Raw genomic sequence first — 17,302 nt, forward strand, 5'->3', positions numbered from 1 at the left:
TTTTTCTAATGTATTATTTTAAATGAATATTTTTAACTTTTAGTATTCTTTAAATATTGTAGGCAAACTTATCACAAGTTTTTAATCAAGAAAAGCTATAAAACTTTTATTTAGCAATATTTAAATAGGCTCTAAATTTTTTAATTATAAATCCACATCAGAACAGGCTTTTTAGACTTCTGAAGCATCGGATCTATCTCTTTCATCGCATTATTGGATATGGTAGGACAACCCCAACCTTCGGGCGAACCTTTCGGGAAGACTTCTTTATCGCTCATCAGATTCCAGGAATGAAAAACAATGAATCGTTGCAGCGCATTGCTGTTGGTTTTTTCCAGACCGTGCATGAGATATTTTACATGAATTCCCCAGTCGCTGTAACCTCTCCCCTGAATTTTGTATTTGCCGAGTGATGAAAGGTGACTTCCGTCTTCATTGCTGAATGTCGGATGGTCTTTAGATTCGTCACTGCTCCACTGGTTTTCTCCGCAACCGTGACCAACCAGATATTTTTTTGAAGCAGAGTTTGTTTTAAAATCCCACACAACCAGTCTTTTCACTCCGGAATGCAGACTCATATCAATCAGAATGCAAAAATCTGTATTGAACTGATTGGATTTGCAGAATGTAAGTGCTTCTTCGGCTTTCGATTTTGTTTTAATTAAATCAATTTCGGGCTTTTTCTCTTCTTTCGAAACAACTGATTCTCTAGGTTCGGTGAGCGTTTTAGCTTCCTGTTTACACGAAAGGAAAAGCTGAAATACAATGATTAACCTTAAAAAGTTCACGAGAAAAACTATTTGTAATGTAAAAATATTCCGTAATCTGAAGGAGTCCAGAATGCCGCTTTTTGATCCGCCGCTTTCAGAGCATCATTTGCCCAGGTATTGCAGGTATTCAGGAAGCTGTATTTTCCCTGTGCATCATAGAACGCATCATCATTACCGTAAACAGCATTTGTAGGAACAAGATTGTAGTTTCCGTTTTGGTCTTTATCAAATTTAGCATCTACAAAATCTACCAGTTTTTTATACTGATCCTTGCTGATCATAATTTTTTTACAGTCGTCGCCTTCCTTCATAGTTTTATAGAAAGTACAGTGCATTGCCGATTCACTAAGCCAGAAAGCTGCTTTAAAAGCCGTCGAAAACTTAAGATCTGCCCAAGTCGGAGTGTCGAGATAAAATCCTTTATCTCCCCATCCTATTCCTACATAATTGTAATCTGTACTTTTGGATTTCGTATTGCTGAACGGGATTTTTGTGCTCCAATCCTGTACATCATTTTTTACAGGCATTACAATATCCGTATGAACGCCGTTGGTATAAATATAAACAGGAATTTCTTTCTTCTGTCCGTCATCCTTCGCTGAAACTTCAATAAATGGTAAAAAGTAACCTAAGGCGACATACAGAACAACAATTCCTACAATAATTCCTATGGCTTTTATAATGAGAAGTAACATCTTTTTCACGTTCATGGTTTTTTAAAGTTAATAAAATTTAATTAATAATTTTTCGCAAAAGTATTTGTTTCAATCGGAATTTTCGCTAAATTTAAGTACCAAATATTCAAAAATATGCACAAAAACATGAAATCCAACAAAAGATTTAAAGTAAGAGTAAAAGTAGCTCCAAAAAGAATACAGAAAAAACGCTGATATTTAACCATTTTATTTTCAGAATACATTTTTTTAGTCTGAAATTTTTTTAAAATTCTTACCTGCCATCTTTCCCTCCTTAAACAATCCATTTAAGGAATGGGCTTTCAACCTTCTTACTCTGGAACTTCAAAAATTCCAGATAAGGGTTTATCCGCCAAAATGATTTCACTTATTTTGTGAAGATTTCTCCAGAAACTCTATATTTCTTTTCAATCCGGCAAATTTTGCTCTCTTCACAGGCGATTTGCGGAAAATTTCGGAAAACAGCTCCTGCGTGAGCTCCTTCCATTCTCCTTTTTTAAAGTTTTTTAAAGATTCGTTCGGTTTGAATTTGGTTTGCTTATGAGGTGACGAAAAACGGTTCCACGGACAGACGTCCTGACAAACATCACAGCCAAACATCCAGTCGTCCATCTTGTCCTGAAAATAATCAGGAATGGAGTCTTTCAGCTCGATGGTTGCGTAAGAAATGCATTTGCTCCCGTCAATCAACTTTTCCGAAACAATCGCGTTGGTGGGACACGCATCAATACATTTCCGACAAGTTCCGCAATGGTCGGTTACGGGATAATCTGCAACAAGTTCCAGATCGCATATTATTTCAGCTAAAAAATAAAATGAGCCGCTTTGTCTTGTAATTAAATTTGCGTTTTTTCCTACCCATCCGATTCCTGATTTTCTCGCCCAGCTTCTTTCCAGAACCGGCGCAGAATCTACAAAAACACGAAATCCGAATTCCCCGATTTCTTCCTGAAGCTCAGCAACCATTGAACGCATGATATCTTTGATGACTTCATGGTAATCTTCCGCATACGCATATTTGGAAATTTTAAAGTTTTCGAGAGTAGAAATTTTTTCTTCGGGGAAATAATTGTAGGAAAGAGAAATTACAGACTTGGAACCTTCCACCAATAATCTTGGATCCAGCCTTTTATCAAAATGATTTTCCATGTACTTCATTTCGCCGTGAAAGTTATTTTTCAGCCAGTTTTCGAGTGGTTTGGCTTCTTCCTCAAGAAAATCTGCTTTAGAAATTCCACAATTCTGAAATCCAAAACTTTTTGCCTTGGATTTTATAAGCTGTGTATATTTTTCTGCGTTTGAAGTCATGATTTACCATTGCAAAATTAAGATTATTTTATAATTTTGCCGCGTTTGAAAAATTCAGACCTTATAATCAAGGAAAAATAATACCCATGAAAAAAATCTTCCTGTTCGCAGGACTTATTTCAGCAGCGTTTTTTAACGCACAAATCAAATTTGAAAAAGGTTATTTCGTTAATAACTCAGGACAAAGAAGCGAAGTTCTGATCAAAAATCTGGACTGGAAAAGCAATCCTACAGAATTTGAATACAAGACCGATGAATCTTCCGCGGAAACAAAGAAAGAATCCATTAAAAATATTCAGGAGTTTGGAGTTGATAATGAGCAAAAATATATAAGAAAAAGCGTGATGATTGATCTTTCTTCGGATCAGCTTCAGGAAATGTCTTACGAAAAAAAGCCCAATTTTACCGAAAAAACTGTTTTCTTAAAATATATTATAGATGGAAAAGCTGATTTATTCTACTATGAACATGATGATCTTGAAAGATTTTTTTTCTCTGTAAATGATTCTGAAGTAAAGCAGCTTGTTTATAAGCCATATTATATAGAAAGTTCATCAATTGGTTACAATGAAGAATATAAAAAGCAGATTCTTGACAATCTTAAATGTGGTATAGATCTTACGGAAATTAATAGACTGAATTACAAATCTAAAGACCTGACGAAGATTTTTTTGAAATATAACGAATGTTCTGACGGTTCTGCGGTAAATTACGATAAAAATTATGAAAAGAGGGATCTTTTTAATCTTACAGTAAGACCGGGAATTAATTTTTCGTCTTTTGAAATGACGAATGATTATTATCCTACGAACGAAAACAGTAAGTTTGGAAATAAAGTTTCTTTCAGAATTGGTGTGGAAGCCGAGTTTATTCTTCCTTTCAATAAAAACAAATGGGCACTTTTTGCAGAACCTACTTATCAGTATTACAAAACAGAAAAAGAGTCTACCATTTATCAGGGACAGCCTTTTGAAGCCAAATCGATCAGAAGTGTAGACTACAAATCAATTGAAATTCCTTTGGGAGTAAGACATTATTTCTTTTTAAATGATAAATCGAAAATCTTCATCAATGCCGCATATATTATTGATATAGAGATGAAATCAAACATTCGCTATGATTACAGTACTCTGAAAATATCTTCTGGAAATAATTTTGCTTTCGGCGTAGGATATAATTATAACAATAAATTTCAGGTTGAGTTTAGAACATCCACCAATAGAAATCTGATGCAAAACTATTTAAACTGGACTTCAAAATATCAGACTTCTTCTGTGATCTTTGGATATACGCTGTTTTAGAAAAAGCTGTAAAATTGTAATTTTTCAGTAAAATTTTACGTATTTTCGTTATAAGTTTAATCTAATAAAACAAATTATGTCTTTATCAGAAGTTATAAAATCAGGAAATTATGCATTAATCGACGTTCGTGAACCTATGGAACTTGAAATGGACGGAAACATTGAGGGTGCTAAAAATATTCCTTTGGGAGAAGTGGAAGACAGACAAGAAGAAATTCTGTCTATTGAGAAGCCGGTGATTTTGTTCTGCAGAAGCGGAAACAGAAGCGGAAAGGCTTTGGAATATCTTACCTCTCAAGGTTTGAAGGACGGCTACAACGGCGGAGGCTGGGCTGAGCTGAAAGCAAATCTGGAAGCAAATCAGGGAACTTTTTAAAAAGTTCCTTTTTTTATCTAAAAATTTTTGAAAATGAACCTGAAAGAAAGATTTCTGCAAAATTGTCTTTTATTTACCGAAGATCAAAATCTTATTGGAGATCTGTGGTCTGAAATTGAAAAGAAATATACTAAAAAAGGGAGATATTATCATACTCTTGAGCATCTGGAAAATATGTTTTCCGAACTGGATACTGTAAAAGATGAAATTGAAAATTATCCTGTTCTCTCATTTTCTGTTTTTTACCATGATGTTATTTATGATGCTTCATCAAAATCAAACGAAGAAAAAAGTGCTGAGTTTGCTGCGGTAAGACTGAAAAAACTTAATGTAGACTCTTATTTCATTCAAAAAATTTCGGAGCAGATTATTGCCACCAAATCGCATCATTTGTCTGAAGACAGCGATATCAATTATCTTCTGGATGCCGATCTTTCGATTCTCGGAAAAGATTCTCAAGTATACATTGATTACACGAAAAAGATAAGAAAGGAATATTCCATCTATCCCGATTTGCTTTATAAACCGGGAAGAAAAAAGGTTTTAAAACATTTTCTTGAGCGGAAAGATATTTTTAAAACCTTCATTTTTAAAGAAAAGTATGAGGATATTGCGAGAAAGAATATTCAGATGGAAATTGATGGGCTTTGATTTTGCATTTATTAACCACCCCGTCAAAAATTCTTTGAATTTTTGCCACCCCTCCAAAGGAGGGGAATGTAATGCTGCTTAAATTTCACAAACTATTTTTCAGTATTATCCCTTTATAATTGAGGAGATAAACTCTGTAGATTTTTGCAGAACCGCATCCGGAATTTCTTTGTGCGGTGTATGTCCGATGTTTGGGATGATGAATTTTTCTGCGGTTCCGCTTACCTGAGAAATTGTTTTTTCCACCTGATCCACTGTTCCGTATTCGTCATTTTCTCCCTGAATAAATAACAAAGGTGAAGTGATATCTTTCAGGAGGTATTCAATATTCCAACTTCTGAATTTGTTGCTTAACCAAATTTCCGTCCAGGCTTTTACTATCATTTCAACTTTATCGCCGTGATATTTTGCCAGACGTTGCGGAAGATTGGTTGTTTTATAAGCTTCAAAGGCATCTTTTACACCGTTTATTGTTATGTCTTCCACGAAAATATGTCCGGCTTCGCAAAGAGTGGCAGTAACTTTTTCAGGATATCTGGCGGCGAAAATCAAGGCAATGTTTCCGCCGTCGCTGTGTCCGAAAAGGATTATATCATTTATTTTCAATTCTTTTAAGAGGTCATTCAGGAGATCGGCTTCCTGCTCCATATAATTGTTTTCTCTTTCATAGGTAAGCATAGGAAAAGATTTTCCGTAGCCTAAACGGTCGTAGACCAACACATTACATTGTGTCTGTGAAGCCAGTTTCTCGAGAAAATCTCTCCAAAGCTGAGTGCAGCCTAAAGAATCGTGCAAAAAGACGATGGTTGGTTTATTTTCAAAAGTTTTTTGATATTTTATATAAAGTTTTTTTCCGTTGACATTAACAATCCTTCCTTCCATTAACTTTCAGATTAATTTTATAAACTTGGCGTATTGATTTCGTTAAATTCTTTAAGTAAATTCTGAAAAACAGTTTCTACTGGAAGAACTTCATCAATTAACGCAGAAACCTGCCCGATTTCGAGTTCGCCTTCTTCCATATCACCTTCAAACATCCCTTTTTTGGCTCTTGCACGTCCTAAAGAAGCTATTAGAGACTCTTTGTTTCTTCCAACGTTGTAGATCTCCTCCAGTTCATTAAAAAACTTATTTTTAACCATTCTTACAGGCGCGAGTTCTTTAAGGGTAAGATGGGTATCTCCTTCCTGAAGTTCTGTAATTTTGTTTTTCCAGTTTTCATGGGCACTTGCTTCTACAGTGGCAGCGAAACGGGAACCGATCTGAACACCGTCTGCGCCTAAAATCATGGCTGCTTTCATCTGGGAACCTAGAGCAATTCCTCCTGCTGCAATCAGCGGTTTGGAAATATGTTTTCTTACATTCGGGATCAGGCAGAATGTTGTGGTTTCATCTCTTCCGTTGTGACCTCCTGCTTCAAATCCTTCTGCAACTACGGCATCTACTCCTGCCTCTTCGCATTTCATGGCAAATTTTGTTGAAGAAACCACATGAGCAACTTTTAAACCTTCTTTCTGCAAAGTTTCGGTATATGTTTTAGGGTTTCCGGCTGAAGTGAAAACGATCTTCACTCCTTCTTCCAGAATAATCTGAATTACTTCATCCAGATTAGGATACAGCATCGGTACATTTACTCCGAAAGGTTTGTCTGTAGCCTGTTTACATTTCCGGATATTCTCCCTTAAAATATCGGGATACATGCTTCCTGCGCCGATTAATCCTAGACCGCCGCAATTGGAAACGGCAGAAGCCAGCTTCCATCCGGAATGCCAGATCATGCCTGCCTGAATGATAGGATATTGTATATTAAAGAGTTGTGTAATCTTATTTTGTTGTGAATTCATCTGGTGAAGCTTTTTTGCTGAATTAAAATCTATGAAAATGCTCATCTTGTAAAAATAATAAAAATAGCGGTTTTCAGAAGATTTTGGGCATAAAAAAACCTTCAGAAATTCTGAAGGTTTTGATGATTATTTTTTAATTGAATCTCTTTTCCAGTTGGCTTTGAAGTTACAAGAATCGTAACGTCCGTCGATGGAGATGAATGTTGTCGGAAGTTTTGAATTAACAAATTTTTCGATCATTTCATTTCGCTTTTTGTTCAGCGCCATCTGCTTTACTCTATCGTAATCTGTTTCCAGAATAATCTGGTGAGCAGGAATTACATCTTCTACTTTTACGATTTTTACCACTTTTCTCTCTCTTTCATCCATATCATCGAAAGCGTTCGTAATGTCTCCTTTGTTTAAACCTGCTAATTCATAGCTGATTGTTCCCGGAACTGTTTCTCTTTCGATTTTATTAGATCCGTCTGCTCCCGGAATAACTCCTGCATTGAATTTCGTTCTTTTATCGTCTGAGAATTTGAAGGTAGCATCTTTGAATGTCATTTTTCCGTTGACAATTAAACCTCTGATGCTGTCTAACTTAGCTTTTGCTGTTTTAATTTCGTCATCCGTAGGAACAGCCATTAAAAGGATGTGTCTTGCCTCGTAGATTTTACCTGATTTTTTAATAAGCTGGATTAAGTGATATCCGAATTCTGTTTCTACAGGTTCTGAAATTTCTCCTTCCTGAAGATTTAAAGCGGCTGCTTCAAAAGGTTTTACCATCTGTCCTTTGGAAATGTTTTTCATTAAACCTCCGTTGGAAGCGGTTCCTTTATCTTCAGAGAAAATCCTTGCCTGACTTTCGAAAGATTCTCCTCCTTCAATATCTTTTTTGATCTTTTTAAGCTTATTGATGAGTTCATCTTTATGAGCTTCGGTAAGCTTAGGATACATCATAATCTGAGATAGTGAAACCTCATCTTTGATCTCAGGAAGCTGACTTTTATACAAATTATAGAAGTCGGTTACCTCGTTTGGCGTTACGTCTGCTTTGTCTGTAATTCTCTGAATTTTAGCCTGTCCGTAATATTGGTCTGTATCGATTTTTTCGATCGCATTTTTCATTTCATATCCATTTCTGAATTTATAGGCAGCCAACATTGTTTTTTCGTCAGGAAACTGAGAAAGCAACTGCTGATATTTTGCATTTGCCTGTTCTTTAATTGCGGCAGAACGGTTATCAATCAGGGTATCTTTTTTCGCTTCGTATACCAAAAGCTTATTATTCAGTAAGTTTTCCAAAAACTCACACTTATCTATATTGGAAGCTCCCTGCTGTTTTGCATAATTCATCTGCTCGTTAACGTCAGATTCCAATACAATTTCATCACCGATAACAGCAGCAATTCCGTCCACTAAATCTCCCTGTTTTAACTGAGCGTTCATCATATTTGCACCAAACAACATGATGAAAATTCCAAAAAGAAAAGTGATCTTAAGTTTATTTATCATTTTACTATTTTAAACAAGTTGCAAATTTAGAATTCTTAATGAATTACACTAAATTTTTTATTATAAATATTTCTTAAAAAGAGGTATTTATTGTACTTCTACGTCGAAAGTTGTTAATTCTTTAAACTGCTTCAGTCTTCCGAACACATCCGATTCGGTTACTTCCTGAATTCTTTCTGTCCCGAATTTCTCAACTGTGAAAGAAGCCATTGCCGAACCTACGATTAATGCAGACTTCATGGTTTCGAAATCGAATGTTCCTTTTTTAGCTAAATAGGCTGCAAAACCTCCTGCGAAAGTATCTCCCGCTCCGGTAGGATCGAAAACTTCTTCCAGTGGCAAAGCCGGAATAGCAAATACTTTATGATCGTGGAAAAGCAAAGCTCCGTGTTCTCCTTTTTTAATGATAACGAACTTCGGTCCCATTTCGTGGATCTTTTTAGCTGCTTTTACCAAAGAATATTCTCCTGAAAGCTGTCTTGCTTCTTCATCGTTGATTGAAATCACGTCTGTTTTGGCAATCATCTGCATTAGTATTTCCAAAGCTGTATCCATCCAGAAATTCATGGTATCAAGAATAACAAGCTTCGGACGGTTGTTCATTTTTTCAAGTACGGAAAGCTGTACTCCCGGGTGAAGATTTCCTAATAATAAGATTTCTGCATCCTGCATAGAATCCGGAATTTTAGGATCAAAGTTTTCAAGAACGTTTACTTCAGTTGCCAGAGTATCTCTTGTATTCAGGTCGTTGTGGTATTTTCCTGCCCAGAAGAATGTTTTCCCTTCTTTTACGATCTCAATTCCTTCTATATTAACGTCTCTGTTTGTGAACATATCAAGATACTCCTGCGGAAAATCTCCTCCTACCACAGAAACGATTCCGGACTTAACGCCCAAAATGGATGAAGTGATCCCGATGTACGTGGCTGCACCTCCTAAAATTTTATCTGTTTTTCCAAATGGCGTCTCAATTGCGTCGAACGCAACACTTCCTACAACTAAAAGTTTCATATTTTTTTCAAAGTATTTTAAAAGTAAATTATTTTTTCCATTCAAATGTGTCCAGCAGGTGTTTCATATCTCTTTTGATATAATCTACCGCAGGAGCCAAAGAATCCGGTTTCGGTCTTGTGTTAAAGTATAAATAGGCAGTCACAAAGTGTTTGGTACTGTCTGTAATGTAAAACTGAAGATTGGAAGCGCTCTGACCCTTCAGTTCATAAAAATTTCCATATACCTTTTTTTCAGGATATTCGAAAGATTTTGTGTCGATTGCGCTTGCTTTTATCGTATGTTCATACACCATTTTTTCTGCTTCCTGAATATGGGCTGCAAAATCGTTCTGTATCGGGTAATACGTTACAAAAACTTTGGCTTTCATTTTCGGATAGTTCAGATAGTACCAACAAGGCTTTTTTGCGTCGGTAATGTTTGCAAAATCTGAATATTCAAATGTATAATTACAGTTGTTTTCGAATTTCTGATATTTCGGTGCGGGATATTCCAGTCGAAGTTCTCCGTAAGGCTTCGGAACGGGATCTTTTCCGCAAGATACCAAAAGTAAGGCTGCAAAAATAAAAATGGCGTTTTTAAACATTTTGCAAAAGTACAAATTAGATTTCAGATTTCGGAAGACAAATTTCGGGATTTCAATGGGTTTTGAGATTGAGCTTGAATTTTGTTTTTGGAGGCTTTGTTTTTTGAACGCGGAGAACGCGAAGATTTTTCTTTTAAAACTTAATGGATATTTTTAAGTTCGCAGAGGCGTTTCACTTAACTAAGACAACAAAGATAATGACTTGTTATACATTATGCAGCATTTTGTCATTCTGATCGGAGCGAAGCGGAGTAACGAATCTATTTAACACAAAGAGCGCAATTCTTTTTTGAATATTATTGTGAATATTTTTTCGTTCGCAACGGCGTTTCACTCAGCAAATGATAAATGCATAAATAATTCTCTTTCAATAATAAGAAGAAATCATTTTGTCATTCAGAACATAGCGAAGCGGAGTGAAGAATCTATTTTAAAGCAAAGAGCGCGAGTCTTTTTCTTATTTATTACGAATATTTTTTCGTTCGCAAGGGCGTTTCACTCAGCGAATGATAAACATATAATCATAAAAATTTTATATTTTTTGAGATTGCTTTACTTCGACGCGCTCAGCACAGACTCGCTTCGCTCCTCGCAATGACATTACAAAATTCTGTATGCCGTTCCATAATTCTGAATATAATTCTCCAACGGTTTTGGGAAGGATTTTTCGTGAGAACCTTCAACATCAGTTACAATGAAATTATTTTCAGTAATGAAATTCTGCCATATTTCTTCTGACTCTACTTCTACATTAAAAATTTCTATGCTTAAGTTTTTGTGCGTGAGTTTATGGCTTACATTTTTTACACTTTTGATGAATGGAATTAAATCATCAGGAATTTCAGGCGGAAATTCAAATAACTTTTTCCAGATGAAATCATCTTTTCTCTGTTGAATTAAAAACTGACCATTTCTGTGAACGAAATAATATTTCAGCTCCAAATCAGCAGCTTTTACTTTTTTTGTTTTTACCGGAAATTCAGAAACTTTATTTAATGAAAAAGCCAGACAGTCTTCATTCAAAGGACATTCGCTGCAAAGAGGATTTTTAGGCTTACAGATTTCGGAACCTAAATCCATCATCGCCTGATTGAAATCACCGACGTTTTCAGGTAAGATTAAATGAGCGAGTTCGGAAAAATAATTGAAAGCTTTTGAACTTGAAATATCAAAATCATCTGCAAAAATACGGCTCAGTACACGATAAAAGTTTCCATCCACTGCCGGAATTTTACCCTCAAAGCAAATACTGGAAACTGCAGCGGCTGTATATTTTCCGACTCCTTTTAACTTTAAGATTTCATCGTATTCATGAGGAAAAACACCATTATAATCGTTCATGATCTGCTGCGCTGCCTTATGAACATTTATCGCTCTGGAATAATAGCCTAATCCTTTCCAATACAATAAAACTTCGTTTTCGTCTGCTTCGGCAAGGGTTTTTACATCCGGAAAACGCTGAACAAAATTATTATAATGTCCTAATCCCTGAGCAATTCTGGTCTGCTGAAAAACGATCTCACAAATCCAGATTTTATAAGGATCTTTGGTCTGTCTGAAAGGTAAATCGCGGGCATTTGTCTTATACCAGTGAAGAAGTTTATTGCCGATGTGTCTGAAGTCTGATTGTTTTGTTTTTTCCAAAGGTTTGTCTGTCTGCATATTTATGCTTCGACAATCTGAGCATGACAACGCTAAAAATTCACTTTTAATAAAACGACTAGTATTAGAAATGTCATGCTGAGCTTGTCGAAGCGTCTGTTTATTAAATACAAAGATAATTTAATTTTCTTTTTGAACTGAATATACAGGAGCCGCTTTCAGCCACTGGTGTTTTAAATGTTTTTCTTTTGCGATGAAGCGATAACCTTCCAGTTTTTTGAGATAAATATAGGAAGCAGAGTCTTTTTTGAATTTCAACTGTTGATTAGACAGAAAACTGAACGGAAAATCCACAATAGAATCTCTCGTCGTTTTCTCTACTTTGCCATTAATAACTCTGTAAATAAATATAGATTTTCCACGCCCTTGAGACTGATCGATGAGTTTGATATTTGATGAAGAAACCACCATATCACTTTCATCAAAGCATTCCTGCGGTTTCATGATATAAGCTTTTCCTTCTTTTATTTCGTCGGCGAAAAGATCTATTGGATGATTTTGCTGTACTTTTTTATCTTCACAACTGAAAATCACAAAAATTATGGGCAAAAAGTAAAATAACCTGCCTTTCATATTTCTATTTTTAACGATTTGGTAGAAAAAAACCGATGAAAAATTGCATCGGTTTGTGTATTGATTGGTTTAAATTTAGTCCTGAAGATACTCAGCATCCCATTCGTTTCCGTCGTCTCCTTTGTGTCCGTCTAATTTAATAACGAAACTTTTTGTAGGGAAATAAGGCGTAAGACGAATATCCAGCCAAACTCTGTCTTTGTTTACTTTATCCTGCTCAAAACGAACAATTTTGAATTTTTCGATCAGTTTATCCGGTCCTTTAATTCCGTCAAGGAAGGTTACGATTTGTCTTCTCAAATCGTCTTCATTTCTCGCATTCCAGTTTTCGAAAGCTCTTCTGTTTAGGAAATCGAGCAAAACTTTAGTTACGTAATCGAATACGCGAACGACAGAATAGGTCTGAAGCCCGATATTGTCTCCTGTAAATAATGTTTTTGCGGAGAAAGCCATAATTTTTCCGTATTCGTTCACCATGGGAACCAATCCCATTTTTTCCAACTGGGAAATTTCGCTTTTCTTTAATTCGAATTTTACGGCATCCACTTCATTGATGTTTCCGTGCTTTTTACCTGCTGCAACCTGAGACATTAATGTTTTATGAATTTTTCCTGCCAATGAAGTTGATGGCGGAAGTTCTACATTTTCCTCCTCTCCTACTTCCTCAGCTTTTCCGCGACCAACCAGCCAGTTACAGGTCATGATGACATTACTTCTGTGCAATTCTCCTCCTGTAAGATTGGCAGAATGGAATAAATCCACCACGTCATCCGGTTTATCAAGATTTGCGAAATCCGTTACCATCATTACTTTGTTTTCGTTACAGATTTTCGCCCATTTTTCAATGACTTTATTGGATCCCAAATATCCCGGAATTGCTAAAATAGAGTAATTGTCTCTAAGGTCTAAACGGTCGTAGTAGTTCTTAAATTCTTCTGCAATGGCATCAATAAAGATCGGATTATCCAAATCTGAAACCTGATCTAAACTTGCATTGACGATACTTACGTTGTCAACTTTGTCGAGTTCGGTATTTTTGTAGAATTGAGCAACCGTTCTGTAGTTTGTTTCCAGTTGACGGACTGCATCGAGCGTATTTTTAAGATTTAGTTTTAAATTCTGATCGGCAGCCTGCGCTTTAGATTTACAGGTATCTGCCATTTTATCGGCAGAATCATTGCCTTCCAGAAGATTTACCCAAAGATTGATTTTCTGGAGAAGCTCTTTTCTTTCATCTGCTTTATTGTTATCGTTCAGAAAGATTTCCTTTCTGGCTTTTCTGGTGGGGTTCATGTTTGCAATTCCGTCTACAACGGATTCTACAAAACCAAAACCTCCTATTTTATTGAGTTCGGCAAGCGGATTACCTTTTGGCTGACCTGCGTGTTGCTGCTGTCCCTGTTGTTGGTTTTCAGCTGCCTGTAATTTACTGTCCATGATTAATGTAACGTCTTTAGATTATTTTTCAAGTTCCTGTGCCACTTCTTTTAGTACTTCCACGAATGCAGCTCTTGTCTGATCGTTTTCCAGCATATTTCGCAGAATTTTATTGGTTTTAAGCTGGCGTACAATTTTGTTGTACTGTTCCTGCTCCATGCTTAACTGCTGCAAATAATCTGATTTCTGAGTAAGATTTTTCGGGGTGAAGTCCGCAAGATTCTGAAAACGGAACTCTTCTTCCACTACATTACCGTCCTCCGTTTCGTGCTGAACGCTTACAGAAGGCTGGAAATGTTTGAAGACGTCGTCCACAGTTTTTAATCCTGTTACAATTTCAGGGACGTAAGATTCGTCGGTTGTAAGCTGGCTTACTATCAGCGATTTATTCTCCTGAATCTGCTGTATAGCTTCATTAGCGTCTACTTTTACTTCGTTTCCGCCAACGCCATAATTAAACATTGCCATATTATTAATATTTTGAGATTTCTGATGTTGGTGTGTATTGTCTTTATCAGCATCAAATAGCTGACCAATCCAATGTTTAAATTTAAAAAAAAACTGTAACATACAAAATTTTGTTAAGATTTTTCTTGAAATATTAACTTTTTAAATTAAATATCAACTAAAAACTGATATTTTGTGATGTCACTAAACTATGAAAAATTAAATAAAAAACGCACCATTTCTGATGCGTTTTTCATTTCTAACAATTTTTGGCTTGTCTTACCAAATTTTTATTCTGTCCTGCGGAGCTTTATACATTTTGTCTCCCGGTTTGATGTCGAATGCTTTGATGAAAGAATCCTGATTGACCAACGGACCGAATGCTCTGAAAATTCCCGGCGAATGCGGATCTGTTTTTACCTGATTGGTCATATACTGATCTGTGGATTTTGTTCTCCAGACTGTTGCCCAGCTCATGAAGAATCTCTGATCCTGAGTAAATCCACTGATTAAGCCCGGATTTCCGTGATCTTTAAGATACATCTGAAGTGCATCGTAAGCCACTGCAACTCCTCCCAAGTCTCCGATGTTTTCGCCACTCGTGAACTTCCCGTTAACGAAGCTTCCTTTCACCGGTTCATAAGCGCTGTACTGTGCTGCCAATTGTGCTACTTTTGCGTCGAAGTTTTTACGGTCTGCATCGGTCCACCAGTTATTTAAGTTACCGTCTCCGTCGAATCTTGAACCGCTGTCATCGAATCCGTGAGAAATTTCGTGACCGATAACGGCTCCGATTCCTCCGAAATTAACAGCTGCATCGGCTTTTGGATTATAGAATGGCGGCTGAAGAATGGCTGCAGGGAAAACGATCTCGTTGTTCGATCCGCTGTAATAGGCATTTACGGTTTGCGGCGTCATTCCCCACTCTGTTCGGTCTACCGGTTTTCCTATTTTATCTAAATTTTTCTGATACTGCCAAGCTGAAACATTCTGTAGATTGGAATATAAGGTTGCTCCCTGTTTCGGAGCTTCTACTTTTAACTGGGTGTAATCTTTCCATTTATCCGGATAAGCAATTTTCACAGTGAATTTTGATAATTTTTCCTGTGCTTTTACTTTTGTTTCCGGAGACATCCAATCCATTTCGTTAATGTGTGTCTTGAAGGATTTTAGAATGTACTCGATATACATTTCCATCTGCGCCTTTGCTTCCGGTGTGAAATATTTCTCCACATACAATTTCCCGAAGGCTTCACCTAAAACGCTGTTTACCAAAGAAAGCCCTCTTTTGTTCATCGGACGCTGTTCTTTTTGCCCCTGAAGATATTTGGAGTAGAAATCGAATCTGATCTGCTCTAAATTTTCATCCAGATTGCTTGCATTCCCATTGATTAAGTGATATTTCAGATAGTCTTTCAGTAAAGGAAGATTTTTCTGGGTAAGGAAGGAATCCATATTCTGGTAATACTTCAGCTCGCCGATGATGACTCTGTCGGTATTTACTCCGGCATCCTTCAGATATTTCGGAAGATTAACGTTTTTAACCAAAGCTGGCAATTCTGATACGTTTTTAGGATTGTATCTTAAATTAGCATCCCTGTTCTGTTCAAGCGTTAATAAATAGTTTGCCAACTGTTTTTCGAAATCCACTACGTTTTTTGCTGCAGATTCTGAATTTTTATAGCCTAAAACGCCGAATAATTTTCCGACATAGGTCTGATATTCTGCTAACGTTTTTGTGTTAGCTTCATTTACTTTCTGGTAATAATCTCTTCCCAGTCCAAGATCGGGACCGCCAAGATAGACTGCGTTCATTTTAGAATCTTTCAGGTCTGCACCTACTCTCCATCCGTAGAAAGAGTTGTCGCCTACTTTTGTCGCTTCAAGCAGATATTTCTGAAGATCGCCGATGTTTTTAATGGCATCAATTTTTGCAAGATCTCCTTTAATCGGAGCTAGTCCTTCTGCATTTCTCTTATTGGTATCCATAAATGAGGCATACAGATTCTGGATTTTCTGTCCTTCGGAACCTTCAGGATAAGATTCTGATAAAATTTTGTTCAGGATGTCCAAAGAAGCATCATCTACATTTTCTCTGAGTGCATTGAAAGAACCCCAACTTGCTTTATCGGAAGGAATCTGAGTGGTCTTTACCCAGTTTCCGTTTACATAGCTAAAAAAATCATCTTGGGGACGAACAGTTTTATCCATGTACGATAAGTTTAATCCTTCTTCTTTTGCTTCCATTTTTTCGGGCTGTACAATTTCAACTCCTTTCATCGGCTCAGGTTTTTGAGTATTGGCAGTTTTTGTTGTTCCACAAGAATTTAAAAATACCAAACCTGAAAAGGCAAGTACTCCGATATTTAGCTTTTTCATTAAAAATTGTTTTTGATTTTACACAAACTTACCAAATATACGAATTTTGATTATAAATGATAAGTGATAAATAATAATTGATAAAAAGCCTGTAAGTGAAGATTTGATATTTTTATTTTTTGATTTTGATTGAGTGAGTATTAGTATTTCATACAAAGCTCGAAAGAGTTATTAAATAACCTGAGTTCGGGATAAGTCTTCTTAAACGCAAAGGTTAGCTGGGTTTTGTTTTGCATTGTAGTGGGTATTTTTTGTTCGCAACGGCGCTTCACTCAGCAAATGATAGCAACTTAGATTATTCGGCTCTTTGATTTTAGGAGAAATTTATTTTTATTGATCTTAACGCGATCTTCGATAGATTTTGTTTTACATTTTAGTGTGTATTTTTTGTTCGCAAGGGCGCTTCACTCAGCAAATGATAGCAACTTAGATTATTTGGTTCTTTGATTTTAGGAGAAATCTATTTTTATTGATTCTAACGCGATGTTCGCTAAATTTTGTTTTGCATTGTATTGGGTATTTTTTTTCGCAACGGCGCTTCACTCAGCAAATGATAATTATGAAGGCTAAACACAGTGGGTATCATTGCGTAGGTAAGTTCGAATATTTAAGCAATTTATTTAACTGTGTTGAGATTTCTAAAGGATGAGAAACTTTATTGACTAATTCAAATATTGAAAAACAGACTATTCCCTAGCCGCGATTGCAGCAATTGTCTGAGCTCATTTTCTGGGATTCGGCGCGGCTCCGCCGCGCCGAATCCAA

Annotated in this window: 16 protein-coding genes; 3 read left to right on the forward strand and 13 right to left on the reverse strand. The window is 36.3% G+C overall.

Going from position 1 to position 17,302, the window contains the following annotated elements; all coding sequences use genetic code 11:
* Window positions 1–140: 140 nt before the first annotated feature.
* The 3 genes from B0E34_RS09605 to queG all read right to left on the reverse strand — a co-directional run bounded on the left by B0E34_RS09605 (window position 141) and on the right by queG (window position 2,773).
* The gene (locus B0E34_RS09605; RefSeq protein WP_087709014.1) at window positions 141–788 is read right to left on the reverse strand and encodes a murein L,D-transpeptidase catalytic domain-containing protein; all 648 of its coding nucleotides are present in this window, start codon (window positions 786–788) and stop codon (window positions 141–143) included.
* Window positions 789–796: 8 nt separating this feature from the next.
* Window positions 797–1,480, reverse strand: coding sequence for a TIGR02117 family protein (locus B0E34_RS09610; RefSeq protein WP_185117452.1), 684 nt, complete (start codon window positions 1,478–1,480; stop codon window positions 797–799).
* Between the two features lie 348 nt (window positions 1,481–1,828).
* Window positions 1,829–2,773, reverse strand: coding sequence for a tRNA epoxyqueuosine(34) reductase QueG (gene queG, locus B0E34_RS09620; RefSeq protein WP_087709017.1), 945 nt, complete (start codon window positions 2,771–2,773; stop codon window positions 1,829–1,831).
* An 86-nt stretch (window positions 2,774–2,859) separates the two neighbouring features.
* Here queG and B0E34_RS09625 point away from each other — a divergent pair, with 86 nt between their 5' ends.
* The 3 genes from B0E34_RS09625 to B0E34_RS09635 all read left to right on the forward strand — a co-directional run bounded on the left by B0E34_RS09625 (window position 2,860) and on the right by B0E34_RS09635 (window position 5,101).
* Window positions 2,860–4,074, forward strand: a complete 1,215-nt coding sequence (locus tag B0E34_RS09625) for a porin family protein (RefSeq protein WP_087709019.1) — start codon at window positions 2,860–2,862, stop codon at window positions 4,072–4,074.
* A gap of 76 nt (window positions 4,075–4,150) precedes the next feature.
* A complete protein-coding gene (locus B0E34_RS09630; RefSeq protein WP_087709021.1) occupies window positions 4,151–4,450 on the forward strand; it encodes a rhodanese-like domain-containing protein in 300 nt (99 codons plus the stop codon).
* Window positions 4,451–4,483: 33 nt separating this feature from the next.
* The gene (locus tag B0E34_RS09635) at window positions 4,484–5,101 is read left to right on the forward strand and encodes an HD domain-containing protein (RefSeq protein ID WP_087709023.1); all 618 of its coding nucleotides are present in this window, start codon (window positions 4,484–4,486) and stop codon (window positions 5,099–5,101) included.
* A gap of 105 nt (window positions 5,102–5,206) precedes the next feature.
* Here B0E34_RS09635 and B0E34_RS09640 read toward each other — a convergent pair whose 3' ends face one another.
* The 10 genes from B0E34_RS09640 to B0E34_RS09685 all read right to left on the reverse strand — a co-directional run bounded on the left by B0E34_RS09640 (window position 5,207) and on the right by B0E34_RS09685 (window position 16,537).
* Window positions 5,207–5,983 (reverse strand): alpha/beta fold hydrolase, encoded by a 777-nt coding sequence (locus tag B0E34_RS09640; RefSeq protein WP_165762970.1) that lies wholly within the window; start codon window positions 5,981–5,983, stop codon window positions 5,207–5,209.
* Window positions 5,984–6,000: 17 nt separating this feature from the next.
* Window positions 6,001–6,945, reverse strand: coding sequence for an NAD(P)H-dependent flavin oxidoreductase (locus B0E34_RS09645; protein ID WP_087709371.1), 945 nt, complete (start codon window positions 6,943–6,945; stop codon window positions 6,001–6,003).
* A 126-nt stretch (window positions 6,946–7,071) separates the two neighbouring features.
* Entirely contained in the window at window positions 7,072–8,442 is a 1,371-nt protein-coding gene (locus B0E34_RS09650) for a peptidylprolyl isomerase (protein WP_087709024.1), read from the reverse strand.
* A gap of 87 nt (window positions 8,443–8,529) precedes the next feature.
* Window positions 8,530–9,453, reverse strand: a complete 924-nt coding sequence (locus tag B0E34_RS09655; protein WP_087709373.1) for a PfkB family carbohydrate kinase — start codon at window positions 9,451–9,453, stop codon at window positions 8,530–8,532.
* A 28-nt stretch (window positions 9,454–9,481) separates the two neighbouring features.
* The gene (gene gldD, locus B0E34_RS09660) at window positions 9,482–10,039 is read right to left on the reverse strand and encodes a gliding motility lipoprotein GldD (protein ID WP_087709026.1); all 558 of its coding nucleotides are present in this window, start codon (window positions 10,037–10,039) and stop codon (window positions 9,482–9,484) included.
* A 600-nt stretch (window positions 10,040–10,639) separates the two neighbouring features.
* On the reverse strand, window positions 10,640–11,701 hold the full coding sequence (gene mutY / locus B0E34_RS09665) for an A/G-specific adenine glycosylase (RefSeq protein WP_087709028.1): 1,062 nt from the start codon (window positions 11,699–11,701) through the stop codon (window positions 10,640–10,642).
* A 120-nt stretch (window positions 11,702–11,821) separates the two neighbouring features.
* A complete protein-coding gene (locus B0E34_RS09670) occupies window positions 11,822–12,274 on the reverse strand; it encodes a hypothetical protein (RefSeq protein WP_185117453.1) in 453 nt (150 codons plus the stop codon).
* 75 nt (window positions 12,275–12,349) lie between these two features.
* Window positions 12,350–13,711 (reverse strand): DUF5458 family protein, encoded by a 1,362-nt coding sequence (locus tag B0E34_RS09675; protein WP_087709030.1) that lies wholly within the window; start codon window positions 13,709–13,711, stop codon window positions 12,350–12,352.
* Window positions 13,712–13,732: 21 nt separating this feature from the next.
* On the reverse strand, window positions 13,733–14,281 hold the full coding sequence (locus tag B0E34_RS09680; protein ID WP_087709032.1) for a type VI secretion system contractile sheath small subunit: 549 nt from the start codon (window positions 14,279–14,281) through the stop codon (window positions 13,733–13,735).
* A 156-nt stretch (window positions 14,282–14,437) separates the two neighbouring features.
* Entirely contained in the window at window positions 14,438–16,537 is a 2,100-nt protein-coding gene (locus B0E34_RS09685) for a M13 family metallopeptidase (protein ID WP_087709034.1), read from the reverse strand.
* Window positions 16,538–17,302 lie beyond the last annotated feature (765 nt).

Source organism: Chryseobacterium mucoviscidosis, from assembly GCF_002177115.1.
Lineage (GTDB): Bacteria > Bacteroidota > Bacteroidia > Flavobacteriales > Weeksellaceae > Chryseobacterium > Chryseobacterium mucoviscidosis.

What these genes read in the sequence shown, in the direction of transcription:
- B0E34_RS09670 (WP_185117453.1), bottom strand. Translation starts at nt 12,274, where the DNA reads ATGAAAGGCAGGTTATTTTACTTTTTGCCCATAATTTTTGTGATTTTC.
- B0E34_RS09685 (WP_087709034.1), bottom strand. Translation starts at nt 16,537, where the DNA reads ATGAAAAAGCTAAATATCGGAGTACTTGCCTTTTCAGGTTTGGTATTT.
- B0E34_RS09645 (WP_087709371.1), bottom strand. Translation starts at nt 6,945, where the DNA reads ATGAATTCACAACAAAATAAGATTACACAACTCTTTAATATACAATAT.
- queG (WP_087709017.1), bottom strand. Translation starts at nt 2,773, where the DNA reads ATGACTTCAAACGCAGAAAAATATACACAGCTTATAAAATCCAAGGCA.
- B0E34_RS09630 (WP_087709021.1), top strand. Translation starts at nt 4,151, where the DNA reads ATGTCTTTATCAGAAGTTATAAAATCAGGAAATTATGCATTAATCGAC.
- B0E34_RS09650 (WP_087709024.1), bottom strand. Translation starts at nt 8,442, where the DNA reads ATGATAAATAAACTTAAGATCACTTTTCTTTTTGGAATTTTCATCATG.
- B0E34_RS09610 (WP_185117452.1), bottom strand. Translation starts at nt 1,480, where the DNA reads ATGAACGTGAAAAAGATGTTACTTCTCATTATAAAAGCCATAGGAATT.
- B0E34_RS09680 (WP_087709032.1), bottom strand. Translation starts at nt 14,281, where the DNA reads ATGTTACAGTTTTTTTTTAAATTTAAACATTGGATTGGTCAGCTATTT.
- B0E34_RS09625 (WP_087709019.1), top strand. Translation starts at nt 2,860, where the DNA reads ATGAAAAAAATCTTCCTGTTCGCAGGACTTATTTCAGCAGCGTTTTTT.
- gldD (WP_087709026.1), bottom strand. Translation starts at nt 10,039, where the DNA reads ATGTTTAAAAACGCCATTTTTATTTTTGCAGCCTTACTTTTGGTATCT.
- B0E34_RS09675 (WP_087709030.1), bottom strand. Translation starts at nt 13,711, where the DNA reads ATGGACAGTAAATTACAGGCAGCTGAAAACCAACAACAGGGACAGCAG.
- B0E34_RS09635 (WP_087709023.1), top strand. Translation starts at nt 4,484, where the DNA reads ATGAACCTGAAAGAAAGATTTCTGCAAAATTGTCTTTTATTTACCGAA.
- B0E34_RS09655 (WP_087709373.1), bottom strand. Translation starts at nt 9,453, where the DNA reads ATGAAACTTTTAGTTGTAGGAAGTGTTGCGTTCGACGCAATTGAGACG.
- mutY (WP_087709028.1), bottom strand. Translation starts at nt 11,701, where the DNA reads ATGCAGACAGACAAACCTTTGGAAAAAACAAAACAATCAGACTTCAGA.
- B0E34_RS09640 (WP_165762970.1), bottom strand. Translation starts at nt 5,983, where the DNA reads ATGGAAGGAAGGATTGTTAATGTCAACGGAAAAAAACTTTATATAAAA.